Raw genomic sequence first — 26,248 nt, 5'->3', positions numbered from 1 at the left:
ACGACAAACGAGTGCGGTCAATGGCTGTACTGGCCCCTGATTTGTCGCCGAGGATGATTTGCCATGTCCGCAAGCGCTCCCAGGAAATCCCCGGACAAAATCTATTCCAGTATCTGGATGAAAACGGCGAACGACATACCGTCAGTTCCGCTGACGTCAATGTCTACCTGCAAACCCTCACCGGCGCCGATTTCACGGCAAAGGATTACCGCACCTGGGCGGGCAGTGTTCTGGCGTTGTCCGTGCTGCGCGAATTGCAGCGGGAGCCCGAGTCCGATGCAAAGCGACAGGTAGTAGAGATGGTGAAGAACGTCGCCAGACAATTGGGCGACACGCCGGCGGTGTGCCGAAAATGCTACATCCACCCGGCGGTGCTGGAAGCTTTTATGCTCGGCGCCCTGGCAGAGCTGCCTCGACCAAGATTGCGTAAAGGGCTCAAATCAGAGGAAGTCGGGCTGACCGTGTTCCTTGACCGAATGCTCGCCAGTGCTGAAGCGACGAACTGACCTGTCTATTTTTTGCACGATCACAAAGAACTTCTATAGTTGATCTGAACATGAATCAGCTGCGGTGACGCCATGGAAGACATTTTCGTTGCGAAGCGATGCAACAAGATCACCATTCATGGCCGCCGAGCGGGAGAAACCGGCTACCCACCACCTGACGCCGCTGTCTGGTATCACATTGCCGATACTCGCACGCAGGGGTTCATCGGGGGCCAACGGCTGAATTCAACGTCGCAAGTGATGGCCCGCCCAGGTTGATGAACAGTCACCTGACTGCCACGGGTCTATACTGAAAACTACTGAAGGAACAGCAACCCCAACAGCAGAAAGCTCGCCCCTCGCGGGCTTTTTGTTGCCACTTGCCAGGTTTCTTCTACGGAGGTGTTTGCCATGTCCGAAAAAGAGTCCATCACCACCCTCCTCACCCTGCTCGACTCCCGGCAGGCGCGACTTGCCGCCGCGTGCAAGGAAATTGCCGACTGGGTCGATCATCAGGGGGGGCACCCGACAGCCCTCAGAATTCGTGATCGGCTGAACGACATCGAAAAAGACACACCGCTGATTCGAAACACGCTGTCGTCTTTAAAACCTGTCGACCCGCCCCTCCCACGGTTCAGATGATTCGGTCCGGACACGCGACGCAAGCACAGGGCCTGTTTCAGGCCCCATGAGCGGTGACCTCATCGTCACCGAGTCTGCGCATGTCTGTAGGTCTGCTGTTGCACCCTCAACCCGGCCTGTCGCCGGGCTTTTTTTCGACACTTCTTTCACGTCACATTTACAACTCAAGTCCTACAGTGAGCTACTCCTTTGAAGAATTACCTTGGTCTGCCCGCATGCAGGCCTTTTTTTTGCCTCTGAAAACCTATCGGCCTCCGCCGACCTACAGGTATGTGGCGTTTTGCGAGTTTCCGGCGGCCCTGAAAAAGGTTTGCTCGCCAGGAAGCCAACGAACGCTCGCGTTTGCGGGGGGTCAAACAATCACACGTCACGAAGGAGGCGTTCCATGGTCACCCACTTCAAAGTCAGCGGGCACTTGGCCTGCGGCCACAAAGGCAGCAACCTCACGTCCACCCAAGAACTGAACCGTGTGAAATGCAGAAGTTGCCGAAACACCGATGCGTACAAGGAAGCGCGCAAGGTCCAGCGCAATGCGGCACGCCGTGCCGCACGCAAGGCCAAAGCCACTCACACCGCCAATGACTGGCGCTCAGCCTGGACCGAGCGGCTTGTCGCCATGGCCGGGCTGCAAAGACTGCCTCGTGGTTTTACCGGCCAGCCTTTTGTTTAGAAGGCTCATTCAACAACTGGGTCGGCCCTGCTCGGCCCAGTATTCATGTTCGCGTGCTTCATGATTTCAGCGAGCGACATGCGCTTGAACGCTTCAAACAACCGCCGCCCCTCTTCGGGTGCACAAGATATGGCCAGGCGCATAGTTGCCTCACCCAACTGCCAGATCAGAAAAGCTGCGTCAGCAACTTGCTGGGCATCACTGCCTGGAAACACCCGAAGCATCGCATCGGCCAGCAACCTGCCCGCCACGCGACTCTCCTCCAGCTCCAATGCCAGCAGTTGCTTGTCGGCCTGCATCCCCGACCAGATATCACGCATCGCCGGCTCTGCCTGAGCGATGTCGTAATACTGCTCCAGCAAATCCGAATAGGCCTCGCTCAATCCTTGTGCGTCCTCAACAGCTGCCAGTGCCGCCTCTATGCATCGGCGACTCTCGGCGTTGAAGCGCTCCGCCAGCGTACGGATTACTGCACTCTTGTCTGGAAAATACTGATACAGCGATCCGATCGAAATCTCCGAGCGTTCGGCAATTTCACTCATCTTTAGCGAATCGCTGCCCTTGGTCGCAATTAGCTGCGTTGCCACGGCAAGTATTCGCTCTTGTCGCTCGCGGCTGCGTTGTTGCGTGGGGTTGCGTCGGGTCGGCTCTGAAAAGGGCTGTTCGCGCCCGGTGGTGGCTTTCTTCGGCACTGCATTTCCCCGATCAATTACATGACATGCACTCACATTAGCACCGCCCATTCACACACCCAAGGGGGCAAAGCCGTACGTCGGTTTTCTTCGTCACGCCAGTTGACGGCATAACATGAGCGTTTATCATCTTTTTAACGTGAGTGTCACTCACATTAACCCGATGGAGATGAACGCGATGAACACGCAAGGCACCTTCCTCATTCTCGGCGCGACCGGTAAAACAGGGCGCAGGATCACTCAACGTCTTACAGCTTCGGAACTGCCCGTGCGCCTCGGTTCGCGCCAGGCAAATCCACCCTTCGACTGGGAGAATCGGTCCACCTGGGATGCAGCGCTTGATGGCGTTCACGCTGTTTACATTTCCTACCAACCGGACCTCGCCGTTCCGGGCGCCGTCGAAACGATTCAGGCGTTTACCGACCTGGCCGTTCAAAGCGGCGTCGGCAAACTGGTGCTGCTATCCGGACGCGGAGAGGCCGAAGCAGAACACGCCGAACTCGTTATTCAGAACAGCGGCATCGACTGGACCATCCTTCGTTCCAGCTGGTTCTTCCAGAACTTCAGTGAGGCGCATTTTCTGCAGCCCATTCTTCAGGGTGAACTGGCGCTCCCCGTTGGCAACGTCGCGGAGCCCTTTGTCGATGTGGAGGACATTGCCGAGGTTGCAGTTCAGGCGCTGACCCAACCTGGACACTCAGGCCAGCTTTATGAATTGACGGGGCCTCGGGCTCTGACGTTTGCTGATGCGGTCGATGAGATCGCTAAAGGGACCGGCCGCGATATCCGCTTCGTCGCTGTGCCGCCGGATGCCTACAGAGAGGCATTGGAACAGGAACAACTTCCAGCCGATTTGATCGCTCTAGTGTTGTACCTCTTCACAACGGTGCTCGATGGTCGTAACACGCCACTGAGCGATGGCGTCCAGCGCGCACTTGGTCGACCTGCACGAGACTTTAGCGACTATGTTCAGCGCACTTTAGAAGCGGGTGTTTGGGCGAACGAAGGATCTCCTACTGGTACCGAATCATACTTTTGACAGCTTACGGAAGACAAAAAAACCCGTTTCAGCCGAAACTGAAACGGGCTTTTCCCCGCATCAACGACCGTTACTTCAGGTCGTCAAGCTGGCGATGATCCTGACGCTTATGTGATACAGGCCAAATTCCTCACCCGAATTAATCAACATCATGACTGAGGTCAATACCTTGACTGCCGAAGGCAGGCAAAATTGTACGCGGCAGAAAAAGATAGTTTTTTAGCCAGAATCGCGACAATACGAGACCGCCTGTTGGTCGTACACCGGTAGATCAACCTCAACTGATGACCCTATGAAAGACCCCATTCGTTACGCCGACTACTTGCATATGATCGGAGCCGGTCGCCGCGAAATACCTATGCGCGAGCTGGTATCCGCACCGGTTCGCGATGCCGATGGCCGCTGGCAGGCCGCGCCCCACAAAGCTGCGAAATTGCGTGGAGGCGAGATCGCCGCCATCCTCAAGCCCTATCTCAATGTCCGGCTGATGGAGCAGCTTCGCGCCGTGGTGCCGCTGGCCCTGTACCTGGTGTTGTTTCAGATCATCATCCTGCGCCAGTTGGTTGAGGACTCGCTGCTTGTCACGGGAGGCCTGTTCGCCGTAATCGTCGGACTGATGCTGTTCATGGAAGGGCTGAAACTCGGCCTGATGCCATTCGGCGAAATAATCGGCAGCAACCTTCCGCGCAAGTTATCCCTGCCGTTGGTGTTGCTGGTTACCCTTCTGCTGGGCATCGGGGTGACTTTCGCTGAACCCGCTATTGGCGCGCTACGCGCCGCTGGGCAAAACGTTTCTGCGCAGCACGCGCCCTACCTCTGGGCGATACTCAACCAGTGGACCAGCGAACTGGTTCTGGTTGTGGGGGCCAGCGTCGGTCTGGCCGCTGTAACCGGCACGCTCCGCTTCCTCTATGGCTGGAGCCTGAAGCCGTTGATCTATTTATCGCTGGCGCCCGTTCTGCTGCTGACGGTGTATATGAGCAGTGACCCTGAGCTTGCAAAGATTATCGGCCTGGCCTGGGATGCTGGYGCGGTCACCACCGGGCCGGTCACTGTACCGCTGGTGCTGGCGTTGGGCATCGGCATCGCCGCTGCTGCAGGCAAGGGCGGTTCCGGGCTGTCCGGGTTCGGTATTGTCACCCTGGCCTCGCTGTTTCCCGTCATCGGAGTAATGCTGCTGGGCCTGTACGTGGCGGCTATCTCCTCGCCGGCAGAAATCGTCGCCGCGGCGCAGGCCGCTACCAACGCCGGACAACTGACTGCAGACTGGCACACGGTCAGCCCCGGACTGGAGATTGTTTCGGGGCTACGGGCCATCGTGCCTTTGGTGATATTCCTGTTGATAGTACTGAAACTGCTGCTGCGCCAAAGCCTGCCGCGACGCGGCGAGATCTTCCTCGGTATCGCCCTGACCGTGGTGGGCATGTGCGTGTTCAATCTCGGTCTGACCTACGGTCTGTCCAAGCTGGGAGGGAGTGCGGGTTCGCTGATTCCGGCGGCCTTCATGCAAACTCCCGGCGCGGACAACTCCCCGCTCTACATGTATGAGGTGGGGTTGGTACTGGCCTTGGCTTTCGCCTGGGTGCTCGGGTACGGGGCGACCGTCGCCGAACCCGCGCTGAATGCGCTCGGCGTCACCGCAGAGACTCTTACCAACGGTTTTATCCGCAAGCGCAGCCTTATACGTGCAGTATCGATAGGTGTCGCCTGCGGTATTGCCGTGGGTGTGGCCAAGTTGGTGTTCGGCCTGCCACTGGTCTGGCTGGTGGTGCCGCCCTACCTGTTCGCGGTGGTACTCACGATTTTTTCGACCGAAGAGTTTGTCAATGTCGCCTGGGATAGCGCGGGTGTCACCACGGGGCCAATAACCGTTCCGCTCGTTCTGGCCATGGGGCTGGGACTGGGTAATGCCACCAACGCAGTCGAGGGTTTCGGAATTCTTTGTATGGCATCCGTCGGCCCGGTCATCAGCGTCATGCTCCTCGGACAGTGGGCGCGTTTCCAATTGTGGAGACAGACAAAGGCCGCCACGGAACAGCCTGCGAATCAATTAATGGGTACGGGAGAAGCGGGATGAAAGCTGAAGGAATTACCTACCTTACTGACGTTGCACTGATCACCTGCATTGTCCCCGTCGGGCGCGCAGACCTGGTGATCCGTGCGGCCCAGGGCATGGGCGCGCCAGGCGCCATTGTCTACCACGCCAACGGGCTTGGCCCCCGAGAGCGGCTCGGCCTGCTCAGCATCGCCATTGATGCAGAGAAAGAAGTGGTCAGCCTGCTGGTAGCTGCCGACTACCAGGACGCGGTACTCGAGGCCATCTATCACGCGGCCAACCTGGATGTTCCCGGTGCCGGCATGATCTATGCGACACCGGTGGAAAAAGTGGCCACCTACATCCCCCGCGAAATGCTGGAACAAGGGAGAGCCTCGTGAGCGTGGCGGTTGCGGGTATACCGGGCGGCGCTGCAAAACTCATTACCTGTGTGTTGCCCGACGATGGCACGGAGCGCAGGCTGCTGCTGCTGTTGCGAGAGGCGCATGGCATTACGCGCGCGGACAGCGTTAGCTGCCGCGGTGTGGCCGTACTGCAGGCCGCCAAAGCACCCCGCAACGAAGTGCCAGAGGCGGTTCTCACCCGGGTGGTCAACGTGGTGGTGGACGAAGCCCAGGCCGAAGCGGTGTTCGACTTCATCTGTGCACACGCCGAACTGACCGAGCCGGGCAGAGGTTTGGTGTACATGGTCAAATTGAATTTCGCGACGCCACTGGCGATGCCTGCGGGCGTAACGCAAGACCCCGGCGCGAAGGTAGAGGGATTTTGAAAACACTAAATTACAAAACGCCCGCTGAAAGATTTAGCCAATCCGATTGCATCACTCCCATTCCAAAAGTGACGCCAAGAAGCAGAGGATATTTCCAGATCGGCCAACAGTGGACAGTCTGCTGGCATGTCAGCAGCGTAGTTTGATTTTCCTCCTATACTCATCGAGAAACTCGGGTTTGCCATTATTGGCGTGCTTCTCCTCGCACAATGTCGCACTCGCAGTGACCACACTCAGGCAAATCAATGATTTGCAAAATGACAAGGAATGTCATTCCATCACCGCTTTCGACCGCCGCCAGGAGTATCGCCGATGAGAAAAATAACTGTCCTGTCAACTGCCCTTGCTGTCGTTCTTGCAGGTTGTGCCTCAGCCCCATCGGGAACGCACACGGAAACTTGCAAGGCAACCAATGAGCAAGAAATCTCGGCCTTGTTTGACCGATGGAATCGCTCGCTGCAAACCGGTGACCCACACCAAGTTGTCGCCAACTATGCCGAACACTCGGTCCTTCTTCCTACCGTGTCGAACAAACCGAGACTAACCCCGACCGAAAAGGAGGACTACTTCCATCACTTCCTGGAAAACAAGCCCGTAGGCAAGATCGACTCAAGGACAATAGAGATTGATTGCAACTCTGCGGTTGACGTTGGACTCTATACGTTCACCTTTCAAACTACGGGTGCTCAAGTCAAAGCTCGCTACACATACACCTACAAGTGGGACGGAAAGCAGTGGTTGATTACTAGTCATCACTCCTCTGCAATGCCAGAGAAGAATTGAGGCGGCGATCACTATCGGACATCGGCGGACATCACTCAGACAGCGCCCGGCTCTTGCTCAACAGGCCAGGCTGGATGTGCATCTCTCTTCGAACCCCATGGGCAAAGGCGGTTCCGGATAGCAACGAAGTGCGCAGCATGCACGCTCTCTGATGTCCCCGGCTCCGGGGGATGGACCGCGCGCTCGACTATCGACTGCGGAGAACATCGCGGTGTCGAATCAGCTTGTGATACGCAACATGACCCGCTCCGAGCTGGACCAGCTCGTCGGCTGGGCTGCACGCGAGGGTTGGAATCCCGGCCTTCACGATGCCGAGCTGTTCTGGGCTACGGACCCTGAGGCTTTCATCGCGGCGGACCTTGATGGCGAGTTGATTGGAGGCGGTGCCATCACCTCCTACAACGGCGAATTCGGCTTCATGGGTTTCTTCATCGTTCGGCCCGAATATCGCGGACAGGGTCTCGGCAATACCCTCTGGCACGCCCGCCGCGAGCGCCTCCTCGCTCGTTTGCGCCCGGGTGCGAGCATCGGCATGGACGGTGTCTTCGCCATGCAGGACTACTACGCCAAGGGTGGCTTCGTCTTCTCCCATCGCAATATGCGTTTTCGTGCCGAAATCCTTGAACGTCCGGCAACGTCGCTTGTTGACGGCGAAGACATCGTCCCACTGGCTACCTTTGCGTTCGATCAGGTTCTCGATTATGACCGCACCTGCTTCCCAGCCTCGCGCCCGACCTTCCTGAGAGGGTGGATAGCCCAACCCGATGCGCTCGCCCTGGGTTGCCGGCGCCAAGGAAGGCTGAGCGGATTCGGCGTCGTGCGGCGCTGCAAGGAAGGCTGCAAGATCGGTCCCCTGTTCAGCGATGACGCCTTGGCGGCCAATGCCCTCTACTCGCACTTGGCAAGCTTCGCCGCGGGTGGCCCGCTGTTTCTCGACACCCCGGAGAACAACCGCGCCGCGATGGCGCTCGTGCACCAACATGGGATGAACGAGGTCTTCGGTTGCGCGCGCATGTATCTCGGCCCTCCTCCGGCTCTCGCGCACGAACGTGTCTTCGGCGTCACGACCTTCGAGCTGGGCTGATGTCCGCGCGCGATCTCGTCGGTTACGGCGGTTGTCCACCCCACCCGCGATGGCCCGGTGACGCTCGCGTCGCGGTTCAGTTCGTGCTCAACATCGAGGAGGGCGCGGAGTCGTGCATCCTCAATGGCGATGCCCAGTCAGAAGCCTGGCTCCACGAACTGCCTGGCCGCCCACCTCGCACGGGAAAACGGGACTTGAGTGTCGAGGGAATGTATGAATACGGATCGCGCGCAGGCGTGTGGCGCATCCTGGAACTGTTCAGCGCCCGTGGCCTGCCCCTGACCGCCTTCGCCGTCGGCCGGGCACTGGAACTCAACCCGCAGATCGGCCACGCGCTCCGCGCTGCCGGGCATGAAGTTGCCGGGCATGGTTACCGTTGGCTGGACTATCGCGACATCCCTGAAGACGAAGAGCGGCTCCATATCCGCCTTACCCTCGACGCGATCGAGCGGATCTGCGGCAAGCGCCCCACAGGTTGGTACACGGGGCGGGTCAGTCCGAACACCTGCCGCCTGTTGCGCGAGGACGGCGGGCTCCTCTACAGCTCAGACGCCTACAACGATGACCTGCCCTATTGGCTTCCAGGTTCGCCCAAACACCTGGTGATCCCGTACACACTGGTCAACAACGACGCCCGCTATCTGCTGCCGAACGGTTTCTCCTCCGGCGAGGACTTCTTCCAGCTGCTCAAGGATGCTTTCGACTTGCTATGGCAGGAGGGCGCGCAACATCCGAAGATGATGAGCGTCGGCCTGCATGGCCGGATCAGCGGCCATCCAGCACGCGCGATGGCGTTGGCTCGCTTTCTCGATTACGTGCAAGGCCACGGCTCGGCGTGGATCTGCCGGCGAGAAGAGATTGCCAGGCACTGGATAGCCGAATTCCCCGCTTAGGGACGCCTCGATGAAGTGGCTAGACAGCTAAATAGCCGCCCTCGGAAAACAACTTCGACGACGGGCCGAAACCCACCGGCTTCGCCTTCTAATCATCGACCCGGCTCTACGTCCCAACTTGCGAAGAAACTGTCCTGCTACGCCCATAGCATCGCACCCGGGATACCTACTATAGAACCGCACCCCTGCCCATCAGCAGGAGCAGTTACCTATACCGGATGCCCAAATTGCGCACCGCCGTACAAGCACGGATTGGAGACAACAATGACAACAGTCGCCGCAGCCCAAGACACTCTTTCACCACTCACCCCCTCGGCACCCGCCATCATCCGGTCGTCGGTGCGCCAGCATTCGATCAAGGTGGAGCTTTGCACGCCCGCCATCGGTGCCGAACTCAGCAACATCAGCCTGGTTGACGCTACCCGTGATCCTGAAATGATCGCGCAAATCCGGGCCCTGTGGCTCAAGCACAAAGTGCTGTTCTTTCGCGATCAGGACATCACGCCGATGGAGCAACAGAACTTCGCCTTGCAATTCGCGGAACTGGAAAGCCATCCCTTGGCGCCGAGCCATCCGGAGGCGGACAAGCTGCTGACGCTGTACCGCAATCTCGAACCGGGCAAGCCCAAGAGCTATGTGGAAAAGGCCAGCCGCGAAAACCTCTGGCATGCCGATGTCACTTTCAAAAAGGCTCCGCCCCGTGGCGCGGTGTTGCGCTGCGAACTGGGTCCGGACACCGGCGGAGACACCCTGTTTTCCAACATGGTGATGGCCTACGACAATCTGCCCGACACCATCAAGCAACGGATCGAAGGCTTGTATGCAAAGCACGGTGCCGAGCAATCCTTTGGTGCCCAGTTACCGCGTGAAGATCGTCTCGCGATGGCCCTGAAGACCCCCGCCGCTGAACATCCGGTGGTGCTTGTCCATCCTGAGACGGGTGAAAAGGTGCTGTTCGTCAACTCGGCGTTCACCACCCATTTCTCGAACTTCTTCAACTTCGAGGACATCCGCTACGGCCAGGACTTCATGCCCGAGGCTCATCATCTGATGAACTACCTGACCTCCCAGGCCGCCATTCCGGAATACCAGGTACGCCTGAAATGGCGCACCAACACCGTTGCCATGTGGGACAACCTGCAAGTGCAGCACTACGCGGTGGCTGACTACGGCAATGCGCCAAGAAAGATGCTGCGCGCCACCCTCGCGGGCTCCTCGCTTACCTGACCCTGACTGTCCGCCAGGGAAGCCAGAGCACCCGACCATCAGCGATGGTCGGGCGGTCCTGGCTACCGACAAATTCTCGATCAGAACAAAAATCAACGGAGATACCTATGCTCTACGAACACGTCGACACCGCAGTCATCGATGGCGAATCCCTACCGTGGATCCCGTTTACGCCTTATGCGGATAACGTCCTGCTGAAGTACTTCAAGCTTGACCCGATCCGCGGCGAATGGATCGTCATGATGAAGGCGCCGATCGACATGCAACTGCCCAAGCACCATCACACGGGTACGGTGATGGTCTACACCTTCGAAGGCCAGTGGAAATACAAGGAGCATGACTGGGTCGCCGGCCCGGGCAGCATCGTGTACGAGACGGCCGGATCGACTCACACGCCCGAAGTCGTCAGCACCGGAAGTGGAGACGGATATGTGCTCACGCTGGTTCAGGTCAACGGCGATCTCGCGTTTCTGGATGAGAACGACAACATCGTTGCGCTCGAAAACTGGAAGTCCGGGTTGAAGCGTTATCTCGCCTATTGCGAGCAGCATGACATCGCGCCGAAAGACCTCACGGCATTCAACTGATCTGAGTTCCAGGAGAACTCCCGGCATCCCTCGAATCAAGGGGAGCCGGGAAAGTAAACCTGATCGCAATAATCCAGGGGAGGGAAACAGGCTGTTGCGGTTCGCGGTCTTGACGCGGAATCTGACAGAGGGCCTTGGCCGCCTGTCCGCTCCCCGATCACAGACTTATGAACGGAGCGATGCCATGCATGGCTTGATGATGCACAAGCAGCTGTTGATTTCCTCGCTCATAGAGCATGCCGACCGCCATCATGGCGATACGCAGATCGTGTCCCGCAGGGTGGAAGGCGATATTCATCGCTACACCTTCCGTGACTGCCACCGTCGCGCGCGCCAGATGGCCAGCGCACTGACCAGCCTGGGTGTCCAGCCCGCCGACCGGATCGGCACGCTGGCCTGGAACGGCTATCGTCACCTGGAGTTGTATTACGGTGTTAGCGGTATGGGTGCCATTGTGCACACCATCAACCCTCGCCTGCATGAAGACCAGGTCGCCTACATCGCCAATCATGCCGAAGACCAGTACGTCTTCTTCGACTTGACCTTTTTGCCGCTGATCAAGGCCATCGCTGGCCGCTGCAATACGGTCAAGGCGTTCATCGCCATGACCGATCAGGCCCACATGCCGAAAGACGCCGGTATCGACAACTTGCTGTGCTATGAAGATCTGCTTCACCAGGGATGCTCCGATTATTCCTGGCCGACGCTCGACGAGAATGCCGCCAGCACGCTCTGCTACACCTCCGGCACGACGGGCCACCCGAAAGGCGTCCTGTACAGTCATCGTTCATCTCTGCTGCACACCTATGCCGCCGCTCTGCCTGATGCCCTGAATTGTTCGGCACGCGACGTCATCCTGCCGGTTGTGCCAATGTTCCATGTCAACGCCTGGGGACTTCCCTACATCGCTTGCATGGTCGGGGCAAAGCTTGTACTTCCCGGACCTGCATTGGACGGAAAATCGCTATTTGAGCTGCTCGAAGCCGAGCGGGTGACGCTCTCTGCCGGCGTTCCGACGGTGTGGCAAAGTCTTCTTGGTTATATGGAGGAAACAGGCCAGCAATTCTCCAGCATGAAACGCACCATCATTGGGGGCGCAGCCTGTCCCACGGCAATGCTGCACAAGTTTCAGGAGATCTACGGCGTTGCGGTGTTGCACGTCTGGGGGATGACTGAGTTGAGCCCGATCGGAACCATTGGCACCCTGAAGGCCAGGCACCTTGATATGTCCCCGGCAGAGCGTAATGCCGTGCAATCCAAACAAGGCCGGGCAGTGTTTGGCGTCGACATGAAGATCATCGGTGCGGATGGCCTGGAACTGCCTTGGGACGGCGCGACGTCGGGTGACCTGATAGTGCGTGGCCCCTGGGTGGTACGCGACTATTTCAGAAACGAAGGTGACTGTTCGCCGCTGCTCGAGCACGCAGGTCAGACATGGTTCCCGACCGGCGATGTGGCGACCATCGATGTGGATGGCTTCATGCAGATTACCGACCGCAGCAAGGATGTGATCAAGTCGGGTGGAGAGTGGATCGGTTCCATCGACCTGGAGAACATTGCGATGACCCATCCGTCAGTCTCTCAGGCTGCATGCATCGCTGCGAAACACTTGAAGTGGGACGAACGCCCCTTACTGATCGTAGTCAGGAAAGCGCAAGCAGCACTGACGCGGGAAGAACTGCTGGCCTTTTATGAAGGCAAGATTGCCAAGTGGTGGACACCGGATGATGTGGTCTTCGTCGACACGATTCCACTGGGCGCTACGGGCAAGGTCCTGAAGAACCGTTTGCGCGAGCAGTTCGGCGATCATCTGCTGGTCAAGGCTGTCGGCTGAGCGTAGCAGGGAAACAATCCAGCCCTGTCCATGTGCAATGGCAGGGCTGACGTTGCGGCAGATGCCGATACCGTTCGCCCTGCCATTGCACCGACGATATCAAGGGGCTAAGCGTGCCTCTTGCTCACACACCCTGTCGCTGAACTTCAGTTGCTCGAGAAACTCCAGAAGCAATTCGTTGACCTGAGCGGCACTCTCTTCCGCGGCGCTATGGCCCACGCCGGCTAGCAGTACCTTCTTCTGCAGTCCGGGTAGATAGGTGTCGAGCTGATCGTAGAGCGCGCGGATTTCGATCGGCTCAAGTGACGGGTCGGCAGCACCACCGATGAACATGCTCGGCTGGCTTACCACCGCACCGTCGAGAAACGCGGTGATTTCCCAGTTCCGGTCGCGACAGCGGTAGTAGTTCAGAGCACCGGTAAACCCTGTGCGCGTGTATTCAGCGACGTAGTAGTCGAGCGACCGCGCGCTCAACCATGACGGGAACTCCCCCTTCGGCTCAGTGAAGGCGTTGAGAATGGGCTCACCTGCCTCGACGAACAGGCGCCAGCGTTCAGCTCCGACAGCACTGCCGGAGATCGAATAGAAGACGCTGCGCAAGGTCTTGCGCGGATCACTGGCCAACTCACGATCCGGCTTATCGAGCTGCTGGAAATACAGGTGGTGATAGACCCTGCCTTTGGCCATTGCCTGCAAACCTACGGTCGGTTTGACCTTGCCGCGCGGCGGCACCGGTGTATTGAGCATCACCAGGCCATGAAACAGATCCGGTCGCAACATGGCCGCCGCCTGGGCCACCCAGGCGCCCAGGTCATGTCCAATGATGATCGCGGACGTTTCGCCCAAGGCCGCCATCAACCCCACCATGTCACCGACGGCCTGGCTCATGTCATAGGCTTCGATGGAGTCGGGTCGGTCCGATTGCCCGAACCCTCTTTGATCGGGCACGACAACTCGATAACCGGCCTCGGTCAACGCCACGATCTGGCGTCGCCACATGTACCAAAGGTAGGGAAAACCGTGCAGCAGAATGATGAGCGGGCCCTGCCCCTCATCAATGTAATGCATGCGGATGCCGTTGAGTTCGGCAAAGCAGTGGTTGAATGCATCAGGGTCGTCGGCATCCACTTGAGCCTTTGCGGCGAGCGGCTGACCGATGCGCATTGCAGTACGCGTGTCCATTATCTACCTCTATCTTTTTGTAGTAGTTGGCATGAAGGTAGCCGCGACAGGGTGTCCTGCACTAAGCTCCTCGGGACACAATCTTGTGAAATTGGGACACGAGGACTTATGTACACCCTGACGCGAAGTGCCAGCCTTACCGACTATGAGCAGGTTGCCCGTTCAGTGGGGCTCGATCCATTTCGTATGCTGCGGTTGGCCAAGTTGCCGGCCAGTGTCCTCGACGATCCGAATATCATGATCAGTAGCGATTCGGTGGGATGGCTGCTGGAGGAATCAGCCCGACTGTCCGGCCAAGAGGCCGTCGGGCTGCTGCTAGCGGAAAAGAGGCACCTTTCCAACTTTGGCATGTTGGCGTTGCTAATCCGCGAGGAACCAACACTTCGGGCAGCATTGCAATCTTGCTTCCGATATATGCGACTGCATAACGCCGGTGTGCAATTGCGGCTTGAGGATGTAGGCGACCTGATTCTTTTGCATGTGGGCGTGAATATGCAGGGCCATCATCGCGTCTGGCGCCAGGCAATTGAACAGTCGACCGGTATTGTGCTGCGCACGTTGAGCATTCTGAGCGGCTATACCTTCCGGCCGGTAAGGGTCTGCTTCACCCACGAACGCCCTGCCAGCTTGGAAGTGCACCACCGCGTGTTAGGAACAGCTATCGAATTTTCACAGGAACTCAATGCCATCGTTTGTCGCGGGCGCGATTTGGATATGCCAATTCCTGCGGCTGACCCCGCGTTGCATCGCGAGGTGAAGCGATCGCTGGACATGCAGTTGGCTAACCTTCGCGATGAGCCTGCGCATCGGGTACGTCAGGTCGTCAAGATGCTGCTGCCAAGCGGGCTATGTTCCGTCGATGAGGTTGCACAACATCTTGGCGTGCATCGACGTACGCTTAACCGACATCTGGCGACCGAGGGAGAGAGTGTCACAACTATCATTAATGCTGTACGCGCTGAACTAGCCGAAGAGTATCTGGCCAACAGCAAACGCCGATTTTATGAGGTCGCCGAACTTCTCGGCTTTTCCTCTGCCGGTGACTTTTCACGCTGGTTCCGCAACCAGTTTGGCAAGACACCCTCGGATTGGGTCACCTCTTACCGAGAGAGCAAGACGACACCCCCTGCCTAAATCGCAAAGAAGACCGGTTCGGGGGCGACTTAGAAACCACCTGGTCAGCCCCATTGACTGAACTGTCGCATCCTCGACACTTCTGACACCACGACTGCGTATTGACCCGCTCGCAGCGTCCCAAAACGCGAAGAAATTGTCCCGCAATGCCCATAGCGTTGCTTTCATGCTACCTACTATACGTTCCCGTCCCTGCTCTGAAATAAGAGCGAACAGCAGCCGCCGGATACACGTATCCCGCCCTGCTTCGCCAAAAAGATTGGATCAACAATAACAAGCGCCGCCGTAAATAAAGGCACGGTTTCACCTGCGCCGCCTACGGCATGGCCATAAACCATCGAAATGGAGACGGAATGCGAGTCGAACAACTGACCTGTGCCATCGGCGCAGAACTGCTCGATGTGAACCTGGGCGACGCTGTGCGCGATGATTGCCTGTTCAACGAAATTTATGCAGCGCTACTGAAACACAAGGTGCTGTTCCTGCGTGACCAGGATTTAGACAAGCTCTCGCGTCGCGATCACGAGGCATTTTCCATGCGCATGGGGCAGCTCGAAACTCACCCGATGCTCCCCAGTCACCCGCAAGCCCCTGGTCTGGTGCAAATCTACAAGACCCCGGAAAATCCGGCGGATCGCTACGAGAATGCCTGGCACTGCGATGCCACTTGGCGTGAATCGCCTCCGATGGGCGCAGTACTGCGTTGCATCGAATGCCCACCGACCGGTGGTGACACCATGTGGGCCAACATGGTGCTGGCCTATGACAAGCTGCCAATAGACGTGAAGCAAGAAATCGACAGTTTGATCGCCAGCCACAGTTTCAATTCTTCTTTCGCTGCCGCCATGCCGCAGGAAAAACGCTTGGCTATGAAGGCGCAATACCCGGATGCCGAGCATCCGGTAGTACGTACCCATCCCGAAACCGGCGAAAAGGTGCTATTCGTCAACGCCTACGCTACGCACTTCGTGAATTACCACAGCCAGGGACGTGTCCGTGTAGGCCAGGATTACAACCAAAGAGGTGTCGACTTGCTGAAGTACTTAATTAGTCAGGCCTACAACCCCGAGTACCAAGTCCGCTGGCGCTGGAAGAAAAACAGCGTAGCGATATGGGATAACCGTTGCACCCAGCACTATGCAGTGATGGATTATCCGCCCTGCCATCGCAAGATGGAGCGCGCCGCCATCATCGGCGACAAGCCCTACTATAAGTAAATCGATCCAGAGCCGAGAGACGCTTCCGAGCGTCTCCTTTGGGTCGAAACTCGCAAGTCAAAACAGTCCTCCCAACGCTGCCGGCACCCAATTCATGATCACCAGTTCGCCACTGACCTCGGCCTTGCCCTGTCGCTGGTTGCTCGTGGTGTAGCGGATGTCCAGCGTTTCGAAGTGAAAACCCTCGAACACCCGACGGATGTCCGGGTGGTCGTTGATGATCACCATCACCCTACCCTTGCAGCGGCGCATGAAGTCGGCCATGCGTTCGTAGTCACCCTCCCGGACCATCAGACTCGAAGCGATTTTTAGCGCCTCCGTCCTGCTAAGCTTTCAATATCTTGAATGGATTCTGGAATCACTCACAAAACTCAGTTGAGGTTGCGAAACGTGAGAGCCAGATTGATTGGGGCCGCCATCATCATCGCGGTGATTGGAGTGACGACGCATAAGTTCATGGAATGGACATCTATCGAGAACGAGCGAAAGGATACGGTGTGCAAGGCAGCACAGCAGCATTTGAAAACCCTGGAAAGTCGAGCGCGAGCGATGGCTGCGGGACTGTCTATCGAAGCTTACGCAGAGGCCGAGAATACTGAGGTGGACAAATTGGTCAGCGCCCTGGATACCGCAAACAATGATGCTGAGGTTGAAGCTGTCATAGACGCACACGCTGCCCAGTTAGAGGCGAAAGACGCTGCMACCGATGCAGAATTGAAAAACCAAGGGAATCAGGTTTTTCTCGAACAGCAACTCAAAAAACAGCGCATAACCACTGATATCAAGCAAGAAATCAAACGCACCGAGAAGGCTGTAACTGAGGCMTGTGATTAGCGTTCGCTCCAAGTTTCGCCCGCCCCTCCAGCCAAATATGCTCAAAAACGTTTTCACGCAGCCCGGGGCGTTTGTGGCCCTTCCTGACAGGCAGCAACCGGCCAAGAAGCGGCCCTTCTCGACCCGTTAAATCCACGTCGCCTTAGGGCAAGCCCCCCCTACTAAAAGCAGTCGGTGAAATTGGGCCGCTACTATCCCCATAAATGGGGTATTACACCCACCTACCGGGTGTTTACCACCTAATTTGAGTCTCGCTTGGAACACTGAGATACAGCTTGTTAATTAACTTGAACTTTTTCTTCGCCCTATTGCAATGGCTCATTCATTGCTTCCCCCCCTGGTACCCGCAACAGCTGTCGTCCCGGACATCATGGAGACGRCGGGGCTTGCCTGATTCGGTATGACGCGAGGGGTGAAAAATGAAGCGCGCGACACCACCATGCAGCTCCATCGCCTTACTGCTCAGGTCAAGCCCGCCCTGTACGATGCTCCATACCCTGACCACCGCCAGCATCGTGCCGCTGGATGATTTCGGCTCGCCACCACCGACGACCCTCTCGGCGTTTAACAATCCGCCGGCCGACCTCAAGGCCGCGCTGGATGTGCTGACCTTGCCACCAGCCAACCCAGGCGCGATTGTCCTGCCCAACGGCGTGTTCGGTGACCGGAACACGCCACGGGCTGACAACGTACTTCCACCAAACTTGCAGACATCATTCAAAATCCCCACCAACGGCAAGCCCAGCCAATTGTTCAGGGCTCAGCCGTACACTCAGCAACTGCTGTGGCTCGAAGAATTCGGCACGGAAAAACTCGACCCGACACTGCCGGCGCCAACGTCATATGCACTAGCCGTTTGTGTTCGCCCTGATCGGCGCGCTGTTCATCCTGCCGGTGACCCTGATGAACACCTTCTGGAGCTAACCGTGTTCCGTGGAAAAGGGAGAATTGGTGATGTCTTCCACTAATAGATCAATTGCTGTAATCACGAAAAGGCCGAACACCCTTTATAAGCAGCTTGCTCAGTTGAGCCTAATATTTATCACGTTGCTGATGATGCTGGCGTTGTCCACTGTACTGGCGATGGAGTTGACCCTTTGAGCGCTCTGACCTGCCGGCTCCGATGGTGGTCGATCCTGACTTGGCCAAGACGATCATGAAGCGATTCATTGAAGGCTAGGCGCGAACTCAAGTCATCTTGCTGCCGGAGTGCCAGGATGATTAGCCACGCGAGGTGTGTTGGGTGGACGCTTATTTCTCACGATTCATAGAGAGTGGTCGATAGCCGATTGTCATGAGCGCGGGTACGCATGGGCATCCGACTCAGAGCCAAGTCCAGAAGCAAGAGAGTTTCACGGCCGGGTTTCCACCTCCACAAATGACCGAAATCGACCCAAGCCAGTCCGGTCGTGCTGATCATTGACTGGTGAAAACGCCTTTTCTGCACGCTGCTACGTGAAATCCGACTCCGGAAGCCTCTGCGAAAAGTAAAGATTTCAATCTCGGACGCGTACTTTTCTGATGCGCAAACCATCGCCGACTTTTTCAACAGAATCGGCCAAATGCGGTCTTTCGCAGGCGTCCAGGAAACCAGAGGCGATTCATTTTTACCTGCTTCTGCAGCAGAAATTGGTAAGGAGTCTAATATTGAAATGCGATAGATCGGTCCATCCCATATTTGCGTAATGATGCGAGGGACCGTTGGCATGTAGGCGGCTCCAACACTGGACCGGTGTTGGCTATATGGATTTAACTTTGGAGGGAACCATGAACCATCTCATCGCCACCGACGAGCCACCTGAAGCCGTTCGCCTCGTGGTCAAGGTTTACGCCTATTTGCTGCTCGCAGGATTTGCGTTTGTTCCGGCCTATCTGATTGGCTACTTATACTTCTTTCAGGACCCCACGCTTCTATTCGAGAATCACCTGTTCCATGTAATTGCGATCACGACAGCCACCTTGGCAGGCTTGTTTGTTACTTACGTAACGTGGCGCTGCTATCAGTCATCGGGAGATCCGCTTCTGCGATGGATGACGCTTGGTTTTCTCGGTTTTGTACTGATCTACGCGTTGCATGGTGCGTTCACTGGGCTAGCACACCACAATATCTGGCTGTTCCTGCTTTATGGACCTGCCTCTCGACTGGTCATGTCGATTCTGCTGTTAGTCGGAATGCTGTCGTACCACCGCCCACCTGATGCTGCGGACCAACGAACGAAGGCCCGCCCGTGGTTGACCTGGATAGGACTGTTCCTGCTGGTTGACGTGGCAGTGGCGTATGTCGCGAATTCGCCGATCGCCGACAATCTCTCGGTGCGCCTCTCGATGGAAGGTGGTGCCCTCGTTCTTTCCACATTGACCGTGGCAGTACTCCTGCTACGCCGTATCCGTTCGCCGCTGATGATGATTTTTGTCATCTCGGTCACCGCGTTCGCGCTGTCATCTCTTGCCTTCATCCTTGCACGTCCGTGGAACCATATGTGGTGGCTCGCTCATGCGATCTTCGCCGGCGGATTCTTCATGTTGAGCTATGGGGTAGTGCAAGCGTTCCTCACCACGCGGTCGTTCTCGAAGATTTACAGCCAAGAGGAGTTGATGGTGCGTCTTGCCGAAGCGATGGCGTATACCGAGAGCGCCCTGCGGGAACTCCAGCGCACCAATCAAGAACTCGGGCAACTTGCGGCGACCGATCCACTGACAGGCGCTGATAATCGGCGTCGGTTCATGGAGCGGGTCGAAGTCGAAATCGGCCGGACCAAACACGGCGGTGCGCCATTCTCCGTGCTGGCACTCGATCTGGATAATTTCAAGTCCATCAACGATCGCTTCGGGCATCAGGTTGGCGATGACATCCTGAAGAGTTTCGTGGGGAAATGCCTCGATTCGATCCGGCCGTATGACGGCGTAGCCCGAGTGGGCGGGGAAGAATTCATGATACTGCTACCTCAGACTTCACTTGAAGGCGCGCACGTAATCGCTGAGCGTCTGCGAAGCACCGTTGCAAATAATTCTTTTTATGGCCTGCAGCGGTCAACCGTGGTCACAGTGAGCATCGGTGTATCACAATCTGGCCGCGACGGTGACACCATCGAGGCAATTCTGCGTACAGCCGATCAACGCCTATATCACGCTAAACACGAAGGCCGTAACCGTGTGGTGGCTACCATCAAAACCAGCCTCCAACCTCTGCCCTGACCATCGTCTCGAAGTCGCTGAAAGCGTCGGCACCGATACCCAGCTTTGCGCCACAGCATTCTATGGCAAATGTGCACCTATGCTTGGGTCTGCTGGAAGAACTGATCGAGCATTCCGTGCTGCTCCGTCACCTGTGCGCAATATCCGTCAAAGGTCATCCGGGCGTATCAGTTTCAGCACATCTTCGATGATCCTGAAACCAAGCCAGTAGTTTCCCTGACTTTCGAAAATCCTTTGCGCCATGCCCTTCCTCAGTTTGAGTCGTCATTGCTTCAAACTTCCCCCAGGGAGAAAACCATTGTGCACATTCTCAAACCAATCACCGTACTAACGTCCTTTTTTACAATGATGCTGCCGGTGCTGACCTCTGCGCAGGCGGCTACCGACATTTCACCCGCAATCAAGACGCCGGATCGTGTCGAGACCCGAATCGGCCTATGCGATTCGCGAGGGCTTCCACAGCATTGGCGCTGAAGACAACTCGGTGGTCATCTTCTCCGAGTTGATGGACTCCGACTCGCTCTTTCTCACGGCCAACGCCGATACTATCTACACGGTGGCAACGCTCGACTTGACGAAAGGACCGTTGGTGGTTGAAGTGCCACCGAAGGCTCTCGGCACGCTTAATGACATGTGGTTTGGCTGGATCATCGACATCGGCGCACCCGGACCTGATCGGGGTGAAGGCGGTAAATACCTGATTCTGCCGCCAGACTACGATGGTCCTGTTCCTGATGGCGGTTACTTTGTTGGCCGCTCGAAAACCAACCATGTGCTCTACGCCGTTCGCGCCTTTATGGGGAACAACGACCCGAAACCTGCGGTTGATCTCATCAAAGACAAGCTGACGATAACCAGACGCGCTCCATGCTCCAGACACCACAGCGCTATCCGCGTGCCGGCAGTCAAACCTACCCTTCACCGGCGGCCATCGAAAACGCGGATGGTTCCATGACCATCTACTTCGGCCCTTTCAAACCAGCGGACGCCAAAGCTGGCAACTGGATACAAACCATGCCCAACAAGGGCTGGTTCCTGCTCCTGCGCCTCTACAGCCCCCTTGAGTCGTTCTTCACGAAAGAGTGGCGCCCGAGCGAGGTCGAACTGGTTCGGTGAGACAAGGTCACGGTCAGCACAACCTCCCGGGCGGTGTTCAGTTTCACGCCGACTCTCAGGGAGCTTCGGAGAAATTGAGCTGTACCGTGAACCAGCGTCAACCGAATCACTCCGCCATGATCGCCTGATACTGCTTCTGGTACTCGGCATAGGGAAGGTTTTGATCCATCAACACTTTCACGCGCGCTTCCTTGTACTGAGTAGGAGTCAGCATTCCAACCGGAACCGACGGGAGCGTAGAAGCTGAGGCCTGGTTAGCTGGCGTGATGTTTCCGATGCATTGATATTTGACGATCATCTGGCCAGTGGTGCAATTACCCCAGCCATCGCGGACCTGGCAGTTCTGGGTTTTCCCACCGAAGAGTTCGGCGCGGTTGTAACCCCAAACCGCACATTTGCTGTTTGCAATTGACTCGGCTTGCTTATAGTCAACGACCGGTGTCTCAAAGGGTTTGAAATCATAAGCCATATCGATCGAGCCGTCCGCTCGGCTCCCGCCGGTTGCATAGAAGTCTTTACGGCTGGAGCAGCCTGTTACCACAACAGCCAGCATGACCAGAAAAAGTAGCTTACGCATGGAGGAAATCCCGTTCAGATACAAGAAGCACAATGATGGCAATGTGCCTTGTAGCTGTCTACAAAAACGATTCTTGAATGGACGAACGATTTAAATAAAGACGCCAGCAATGAGCCCAGGCTCCACAGCTACAACGACTACCTGTCGCCAATAGCTATGGAGCAGAATGCGGCATAAACACCGTAACTGGTGTCCGGGATTTTTTGACCAGTTCAGGTAGGCTCCTGATGGAGCATCGAGCACCACCCCGCACTCGCCCCGCTAGAGCAACACCCGAGAAAGGAGACTGCATGGACTCCGGGGCGCCCCCTCGCTCCGGGTGGAGTGACGAACAAACACCTCGCACAGACCCCATCGCGGATTTATCCGCGATGGGGTCTGCAACCGCGTAGCAACGTGCGGTCAGCAGCAACAGCATCATGCCGACAGGATAAAGTCCGTCTGATCGATACCTGAGCTGCTAACACCGACAAGGCGAATAGAGTCCACTCCGATCCCGATCACCGTGTCCGCCCCGTCAGCCGCAATGCTCACGTTGGCAGCGAACGTCTCGCTGCTGATCCCCAGCCCCGCGATATTGAGCAAGTCCTGCCCTCCGGCCGGATTGATATCGAAGCCCTGGATCGAGTCGTTGCCGAAGCCTGCTGCAGCAAACACGAAGGTATCGTTGCCGAAGCCGCCGTTGAGCGTGTCGTTACCCAGCCCGCCGAAGAACAGATCGTCGCCCGCACCGCCGACCAGAATGTCGTTGGCCTGGCCGCCCAGCATCGTGTGGTTTGCCGCCGCTGCATCGTAGGCCAGCTCACTGCCGCTGCCCTCGGCGTTCGCCTGCAAACCTGCGGCCGCGTATTGGCCATTCAGCGCGACCTGCGTCACATGCGCACCGTCGCTCACGCTCAGCATGCCGCCGGTGCCTGTGTCATTCGCTGCATAGGTGATCTGCGTATTGGCGCCGAACGCTACATCGCCAAAGTCCAGCCTGTCACCCGCGACAAAACCGCTGACGCTGCCACTGAACGCCGCTGACACATCAAGCTTGAGCGTGCCTGCCGCGCCGCTGTCGAACGTCACATGCTGATCGGAGGCAGCACCGAATTCCAGCATCGCCGAACCGCTGATAGTCGCGCTTCCCGCGCCACTGGCATCTCCGTGGATGATGATATTGCCATCGTTTGCCCACAGGCTGCCGCTGTTGACGAGTGCACTTTCAATCACCAATCCGCCGCTGCCGCTGGCTTGCAGCACACCAGAGTTGGTCACGGCACTACTACCGGTATCGATCACCAGCGCATTGACGCCGCTGGCAAGGATCAGGCCCGAGTTGACCAGCATCATCTGCCCCGCTCCCAACTGGCCGGCACCCGAGATTGTGTTGTCGGCATTGGTAAGCACCGTGTCCGCGCTGCCACCAAAGATCACGTTCTGCGCGCTGTCGGACAGCACCACTTGCCCGCCTCCGGTCAACGTCGCGCCACGGAACAGAATCTCAAGATCGGTCCCGCTGCCGGTGGAGCCGAGCGCTATGGTGCCACTGTTGTCGATGCTGCCACCGAACGGCATGATCGCGCCGTCGGCAATGGTGATGGTGCCCGTATTAGTCGTGACCGGGTCCACATCGAACAGTAGGTTGGCCCCGCTCAACGCCGCAGCATCCACACCGTTGATGGTGATCGTCTGGTCGGCGCTGATACTGAGCACGGCATTGCCGTTCGCGTCGTTGGCGATACTCACATCCGCAAACCCGTTGACGCCCGTGAAGCCGATCAAGTCGATCGTGTCCGCCGCTGCATCGAAGCTGTGAATAACGTTGTTGCCGATCGGCTGGGCGAACACGAAGGTGTCGGCACCGGACGAGCCAGTCAGATTGTCGTCGGTGGACAAGGCGAAGATCGGTGAACCTGGGGCGTAGGCTTCTATGTTGTCGGAAACGAAGGCATTACCAATGCTGCCATCGGCGTTGGTCCAGGTCATGCTGACTCCGAGCACCAGCGCACCGGCGAAGTCAGTAGGAGTTGTCACAGTCAGTGAACCGGGATCGTTGGTATGCACTGTCCAGTTACCGTCGCCGTTGTTGGTTCCGGCGTTCAGCGTCCAGCCTGACGGCATCCCTGTTATCGTCACATCGATAAAGTCACTTGCGCCCACCGGCGGATCAGTCAGTGCAAGGTTGATAGCCTCTCCAGCGATCCCCGCTGGAGCAGCTTCTGATCTCGTGCTTGTGTTACCCGCCAGATCAGTCATGGTCACTGTGACATTGTGTCCATCTATATTGTCTGAGGTTCCTAAAGCGGAATTGGTATTGCCATCTATCGCCCATTTTCCATTGGTTGCAGTTCCATTAACCAGCACTAAAGAGAAGTCTGCGACAGGAGAAGTGGGATGGTTATCATGAACGGTCACTGACACCACACCTGAACCTGAAGTGTCAGTCACACCTATTGTGAAAATATTGCTACCTCGATTGTAGTATCCGTTCCCCTCCCCATCCGCCCCGATGGGTGCAGCAGTATCGACTATCAATGTGCCGGTTGGATTGACGCCATTGGCTCCTGTAAGAATGGCATTGTTCCCCGTCGCATTTTTGATCGTCGCACCACCAAGAGTGAATGCGGACGCAGCCAGGGTAAGGTCGGCTGTATTTTGACCGGCCCCTACCGTGTAAGTGAACGTCAGCGTATTAGTGCCCGAGCCGCTCGTGTAGCTTGCCGTCCCGCCGGTGTTCAGGTTGAGCGTCGGCAAACCTGTGACCAGTACGACGTCGCTGAAAGTCAGGTTCAGTGTCACCGTCTCAGCTGCCTTGAGCGTGCCATCGTTAGTGCCATAGCTGGCGCCCGTTACCGTTGGCAGCGTCGGGATTTCGTTCGTGCCGTTGATAGTCACTGTCACTGTCTGTGTGTCAGACGCAGCATTATTGTCTGCACTGCGCACCGTGTAAGTCAGCACCAGGGACTGGCCGACATTGAGATAGTCGAACGCCTGTATGCCGGAATTGAAGTTCCAGATCAGGTTGTGCGCGTCGCCACTGTCAGCCGCCAGGCCGGAAGTAGGTGTTGCACTCAGCATGTTCAGCAGTTGTGCGTTCGTCAGGCCAAGCCCTGTAGTAGTGCCTGTTGCAACCACTCCTGTGATTGACGTGCTGATCGAATCTGAGAGATCGACATCATTGACGCTCAGCGTACCGCTAGCGGTGAGCCCCGCATTAGTCTCCGTCAGCGTCGCGCTCGCACTGTCGCTCGTGACCAGATGGATATCCGGATCATCGTTGGTGCCGGTCAGGGTGATCGTCACCGTCTGCGCTGCCGAGGTGGCGTTGGCCGCGGCGCTGTTGTCGGTGGCCACCACGGTGTAGGAGAAACTGATGGTTTCGCCGGCGCGCAGGAAGTCCAGGTTCTCGCTGCTGCTGTAGTTCCAGCTGTCCTGATCGACCGAGAAGCCAGCCACCAGCGCCGCGGCCTGCGCCGCACCGAGGGTGCCGCCGCTCCAGACGAGGTCGTGRTTGGCGSTCTGGCTGACCGTCACGACGTCGTGGCTGTCCAGATCGGCGAAGCTCAGCGCCCCGCTGTCGCTCAGCGTGGCCGCGCCGTTGCCTTCGTTCATTGCCCCGGTCGSRTCGTCGATGGTCAGCGTCGGCTGGTCGTTGGTGCCGGTCAGGGTGATCGTCACCGTCTGCGCCGCCGAGGCCGCGTTGGCCGCGCCGCTGTTGTCGGTGGCCACCACGGTGTAGGAGAAGCTGATGGTTTCACCGGCCCGCAGGAAGTCCAGGTTCTSGYTGCTGCTGTAGTTCCAGCYGKCCTGATCGACCGAGAAGCCGGCCACCAGCGCCGCGGCCTGCGCCGCACCGAGGGTACCGCCGCTCCAGACGAGGTCGTTATTGGCGGTCTGGCTGACCGTCACGACGTCGTGGCTGTCCAGATCGGCGAAGCTCAGCGCCCCGCTGTCGCTCAGCGTGGCCGCGCCGTTGCCTTCGTTCATTGCCCCGGTCGSRTCGTCGATGGTCAGCGTCGGCYGGTCGTTGGTGCCGGTCAGGGTGATCGTCACCGTCTGCGGCGCCGAGGTGGCGTTGGCCGCGCCGCTGTTATCGGTGGCCACCACGGTGTAGGAGAAACTGATGGTTTCGCCGGCGCGCAGGAAGTCCAGGTTCTCGCTGCTGCTGTAGTTCCAGCTGTCCTGATCGACCGAGAAGCCAGCCACCAGCGCCGCGGCCTGCGCCGCACCGAGGGTRCCGCCGCTCC

General features: G+C 57.6%; 21 protein-coding genes and 4 pseudogenes. 20 read left to right on the top strand and 5 right to left on the bottom strand.

Annotated elements, in window-relative coordinates; translation table 11 throughout:
- Positions 1–71: 71 nt before the first annotated feature.
- The 3 genes and pseudogenes from AC1DWM_RS03155 to AC1DWM_RS03145 all read left to right on the top strand — a co-directional run.
- A pseudogene (locus AC1DWM_RS03155) lies at positions 72–506 on the top strand (DNA topoisomerase IB); the annotation flags it as partial.
- A gap of 390 nt (positions 507–896) precedes the next feature.
- The gene (locus AC1DWM_RS03150; RefSeq protein WP_007946177.1) at positions 897–1,127 is read left to right on the top strand and encodes a hypothetical protein; all 231 of its coding nucleotides are present in this window, start codon (positions 897–899) and stop codon (positions 1,125–1,127) included.
- 385 nt (positions 1,128–1,512) lie between these two features.
- Positions 1,513–1,797 carry a hypothetical protein gene (locus AC1DWM_RS03145; RefSeq protein ID WP_477794603.1) on the top strand — a complete coding sequence of 95 codons (285 nt, stop codon included), beginning with the start codon at positions 1,513–1,515 and terminating at the stop codon, positions 1,795–1,797.
- 5 nt (positions 1,798–1,802) lie between these two features.
- Here the strand turns inward: AC1DWM_RS03145 and AC1DWM_RS03140 are convergent, their stop codons facing one another.
- Complete coding sequence (locus AC1DWM_RS03140) at positions 1,803–2,489, bottom strand: TetR/AcrR family transcriptional regulator (RefSeq protein ID WP_477794602.1); 687 nt, start codon at positions 2,487–2,489, stop codon at positions 1,803–1,805.
- 178 nt (positions 2,490–2,667) lie between these two features.
- Between AC1DWM_RS03140 and AC1DWM_RS03135 the strand changes: the two genes are divergently transcribed.
- The 10 genes from AC1DWM_RS03135 to AC1DWM_RS03090 all read left to right on the top strand — a co-directional run bounded on the left by AC1DWM_RS03135 (position 2,668) and on the right by AC1DWM_RS03090 (position 12,761).
- Positions 2,668–3,528: an NAD(P)H-binding protein gene (locus AC1DWM_RS03135; RefSeq protein WP_477794651.1), complete on the top strand. Its 861-nt coding sequence runs from the start codon at positions 2,668–2,670 to the stop codon at positions 3,526–3,528.
- 292 nt (positions 3,529–3,820) lie between these two features.
- Positions 3,821–5,605: a DUF1538 domain-containing protein gene (locus tag AC1DWM_RS03130; RefSeq protein ID WP_223513415.1), complete on the top strand. Its 1,785-nt coding sequence runs from the start codon at positions 3,821–3,823 to the stop codon at positions 5,603–5,605.
- Positions 5,602–5,964, top strand: coding sequence for a P-II family nitrogen regulator (locus AC1DWM_RS03125; RefSeq protein ID WP_452626734.1), 363 nt, complete (start codon positions 5,602–5,604; stop codon positions 5,962–5,964). Before AC1DWM_RS03130 ends, AC1DWM_RS03125 begins: the two co-directional genes overlap by 4 nt.
- On the top strand, positions 5,961–6,353 hold the full coding sequence (locus AC1DWM_RS03120) for a hypothetical protein (protein ID WP_223513409.1): 393 nt from the start codon (positions 5,961–5,963) through the stop codon (positions 6,351–6,353). The genes AC1DWM_RS03125 and AC1DWM_RS03120 overlap by 4 nt, the downstream gene beginning before the upstream one ends.
- Before the next feature lie 312 nt (positions 6,354–6,665).
- Complete coding sequence (locus AC1DWM_RS03115; protein WP_223513406.1) at positions 6,666–7,136, top strand: SgcJ/EcaC family oxidoreductase; 471 nt, start codon at positions 6,666–6,668, stop codon at positions 7,134–7,136.
- 211 nt (positions 7,137–7,347) lie between these two features.
- Entirely contained in the window at positions 7,348–8,220 is an 873-nt protein-coding gene (locus tag AC1DWM_RS03110) for a GNAT family N-acetyltransferase (protein WP_317849356.1), read from the top strand.
- Entirely contained in the window at positions 8,220–9,113 is an 894-nt protein-coding gene (locus AC1DWM_RS03105) for a polysaccharide deacetylase family protein (protein ID WP_477794601.1), read from the top strand. The genes AC1DWM_RS03110 and AC1DWM_RS03105 overlap by 1 nt, the downstream gene beginning before the upstream one ends.
- Before the next feature lie 354 nt (positions 9,114–9,467).
- Positions 9,468–10,340, top strand: coding sequence for a TauD/TfdA dioxygenase family protein (locus AC1DWM_RS03100; RefSeq protein WP_477794650.1), 873 nt, complete (start codon positions 9,468–9,470; stop codon positions 10,338–10,340).
- Positions 10,341–10,447: 107 nt separating this feature from the next.
- The gene (locus AC1DWM_RS03095) at positions 10,448–10,927 is read left to right on the top strand and encodes a 2,4'-dihydroxyacetophenone dioxygenase family protein (RefSeq protein ID WP_477794600.1); all 480 of its coding nucleotides are present in this window, start codon (positions 10,448–10,450) and stop codon (positions 10,925–10,927) included.
- Positions 10,928–11,111: 184 nt separating this feature from the next.
- The gene (locus AC1DWM_RS03090; protein ID WP_477794599.1) at positions 11,112–12,761 is read left to right on the top strand and encodes a 3-(methylthio)propionyl-CoA ligase; all 1,650 of its coding nucleotides are present in this window, start codon (positions 11,112–11,114) and stop codon (positions 12,759–12,761) included.
- 99 nt (positions 12,762–12,860) lie between these two features.
- On the opposite strand, the gene AC1DWM_RS03085 is transcribed toward AC1DWM_RS03090, so the two are convergent.
- The gene (locus tag AC1DWM_RS03085; protein WP_223513376.1) at positions 12,861–13,943 is read right to left on the bottom strand and encodes an alpha/beta hydrolase; all 1,083 of its coding nucleotides are present in this window, start codon (positions 13,941–13,943) and stop codon (positions 12,861–12,863) included.
- 108 nt (positions 13,944–14,051) lie between these two features.
- Between AC1DWM_RS03085 and AC1DWM_RS03080 the strand changes: the two genes are divergently transcribed.
- Positions 14,052–15,077 carry an AraC family transcriptional regulator gene (locus tag AC1DWM_RS03080; RefSeq protein WP_223513374.1) on the top strand — a complete coding sequence of 342 codons (1,026 nt, stop codon included), beginning with the start codon at positions 14,052–14,054 and terminating at the stop codon, positions 15,075–15,077.
- A 353-nt stretch (positions 15,078–15,430) separates the two neighbouring features.
- Positions 15,431–16,294, top strand: a complete 864-nt coding sequence (locus AC1DWM_RS03075; protein WP_223513370.1) for a TauD/TfdA dioxygenase family protein — start codon at positions 15,431–15,433, stop codon at positions 16,292–16,294.
- 57 nt (positions 16,295–16,351) lie between these two features.
- On the opposite strand, the pseudogene AC1DWM_RS03070 reads toward AC1DWM_RS03075, so the two are convergent.
- Positions 16,352–16,570, bottom strand: a pseudogene (locus AC1DWM_RS03070) (DNA adenine methylase); the annotation flags it as partial.
- Between the two features lie 114 nt (positions 16,571–16,684).
- Between AC1DWM_RS03070 and AC1DWM_RS03065 the strand changes: the two are divergent.
- The 5 genes and pseudogenes from AC1DWM_RS03065 (at position 16,685) to AC1DWM_RS03045 (ending at position 21,439) form a co-directional block, all read left to right on the top strand.
- On the top strand, positions 16,685–17,128 hold the full coding sequence (locus tag AC1DWM_RS03065; RefSeq protein WP_223513368.1) for a hypothetical protein: 444 nt from the start codon (positions 16,685–16,687) through the stop codon (positions 17,126–17,128).
- Between the two features lie 485 nt (positions 17,129–17,613).
- A pseudogene (locus AC1DWM_RS03060) lies at positions 17,614–17,967 on the top strand (copper oxidase); the annotation flags it as partial.
- 928 nt (positions 17,968–18,895) lie between these two features.
- Entirely contained in the window at positions 18,896–20,323 is a 1,428-nt protein-coding gene (locus tag AC1DWM_RS03055; RefSeq protein WP_477794598.1) for a GGDEF domain-containing protein, read from the top strand.
- Between the two features lie 415 nt (positions 20,324–20,738).
- Entirely contained in the window at positions 20,739–21,278 is a 540-nt protein-coding gene (locus AC1DWM_RS03050) for a DUF1254 domain-containing protein (protein WP_477794597.1), read from the top strand.
- Positions 21,191–21,439, top strand: a complete 249-nt coding sequence (locus tag AC1DWM_RS03045) for a DUF1214 domain-containing protein (RefSeq protein WP_223517515.1) — start codon at positions 21,191–21,193, stop codon at positions 21,437–21,439. The genes AC1DWM_RS03050 and AC1DWM_RS03045 overlap by 88 nt, the downstream gene beginning before the upstream one ends.
- Before the next feature lie 106 nt (positions 21,440–21,545).
- Here AC1DWM_RS03045 and yecR read toward each other — a convergent pair whose 3' ends face one another.
- The gene (gene yecR, locus AC1DWM_RS03040; protein ID WP_477794596.1) at positions 21,546–22,016 is read right to left on the bottom strand and encodes a YecR family lipoprotein; all 471 of its coding nucleotides are present in this window, start codon (positions 22,014–22,016) and stop codon (positions 21,546–21,548) included.
- 417 nt (positions 22,017–22,433) lie between these two features.
- Positions 22,434–26,207, bottom strand: a pseudogene (locus AC1DWM_RS03035) (beta strand repeat-containing protein); the annotation flags it as partial.
- Positions 26,208–26,248: the final 41 nt, after the last annotated feature.

The organism is Pseudomonas sp. P4_C8 (genome assembly GCF_056401975.1).
This window is presented reverse-complemented; position numbering and strand designations above follow the sequence as displayed.

Coding starts and splice junctions, on each gene's coding strand:
- AC1DWM_RS03085 (WP_223513376.1), bottom strand. CDS start 13,943: ATGGACACGCGTACTGCAATGCGCATCGGTCAGCCGCTCGCCGCAAAG.
- AC1DWM_RS03090 (WP_477794599.1), top strand. CDS start 11,112: ATGCATGGCTTGATGATGCACAAGCAGCTGTTGATTTCCTCGCTCATA.
- AC1DWM_RS03150 (WP_007946177.1), top strand. CDS start 897: ATGTCCGAAAAAGAGTCCATCACCACCCTCCTCACCCTGCTCGACTCC.
- AC1DWM_RS03125 (WP_452626734.1), top strand. CDS start 5,602: ATGAAAGCTGAAGGAATTACCTACCTTACTGACGTTGCACTGATCACC.
- AC1DWM_RS03045 (WP_223517515.1), top strand. CDS start 21,191: ATGCTCCAGACACCACAGCGCTATCCGCGTGCCGGCAGTCAAACCTAC.
- AC1DWM_RS03075 (WP_223513370.1), top strand. CDS start 15,431: ATGCGAGTCGAACAACTGACCTGTGCCATCGGCGCAGAACTGCTCGAT.
- AC1DWM_RS03055 (WP_477794598.1), top strand. CDS start 18,896: ATGAACCATCTCATCGCCACCGACGAGCCACCTGAAGCCGTTCGCCTC.
- AC1DWM_RS03135 (WP_477794651.1), top strand. CDS start 2,668: ATGAACACGCAAGGCACCTTCCTCATTCTCGGCGCGACCGGTAAAACA.
- AC1DWM_RS03080 (WP_223513374.1), top strand. CDS start 14,052: ATGTACACCCTGACGCGAAGTGCCAGCCTTACCGACTATGAGCAGGTT.
- AC1DWM_RS03145 (WP_477794603.1), top strand. CDS start 1,513: ATGGTCACCCACTTCAAAGTCAGCGGGCACTTGGCCTGCGGCCACAAA.
- yecR (WP_477794596.1), bottom strand. CDS start 22,016: ATGCGTAAGCTACTTTTTCTGGTCATGCTGGCTGTTGTGGTAACAGGC.
- AC1DWM_RS03105 (WP_477794601.1), top strand. CDS start 8,220: ATGTCCGCGCGCGATCTCGTCGGTTACGGCGGTTGTCCACCCCACCCG.
- AC1DWM_RS03115 (WP_223513406.1), top strand. CDS start 6,666: ATGAGAAAAATAACTGTCCTGTCAACTGCCCTTGCTGTCGTTCTTGCA.
- AC1DWM_RS03095 (WP_477794600.1), top strand. CDS start 10,448: ATGCTCTACGAACACGTCGACACCGCAGTCATCGATGGCGAATCCCTA.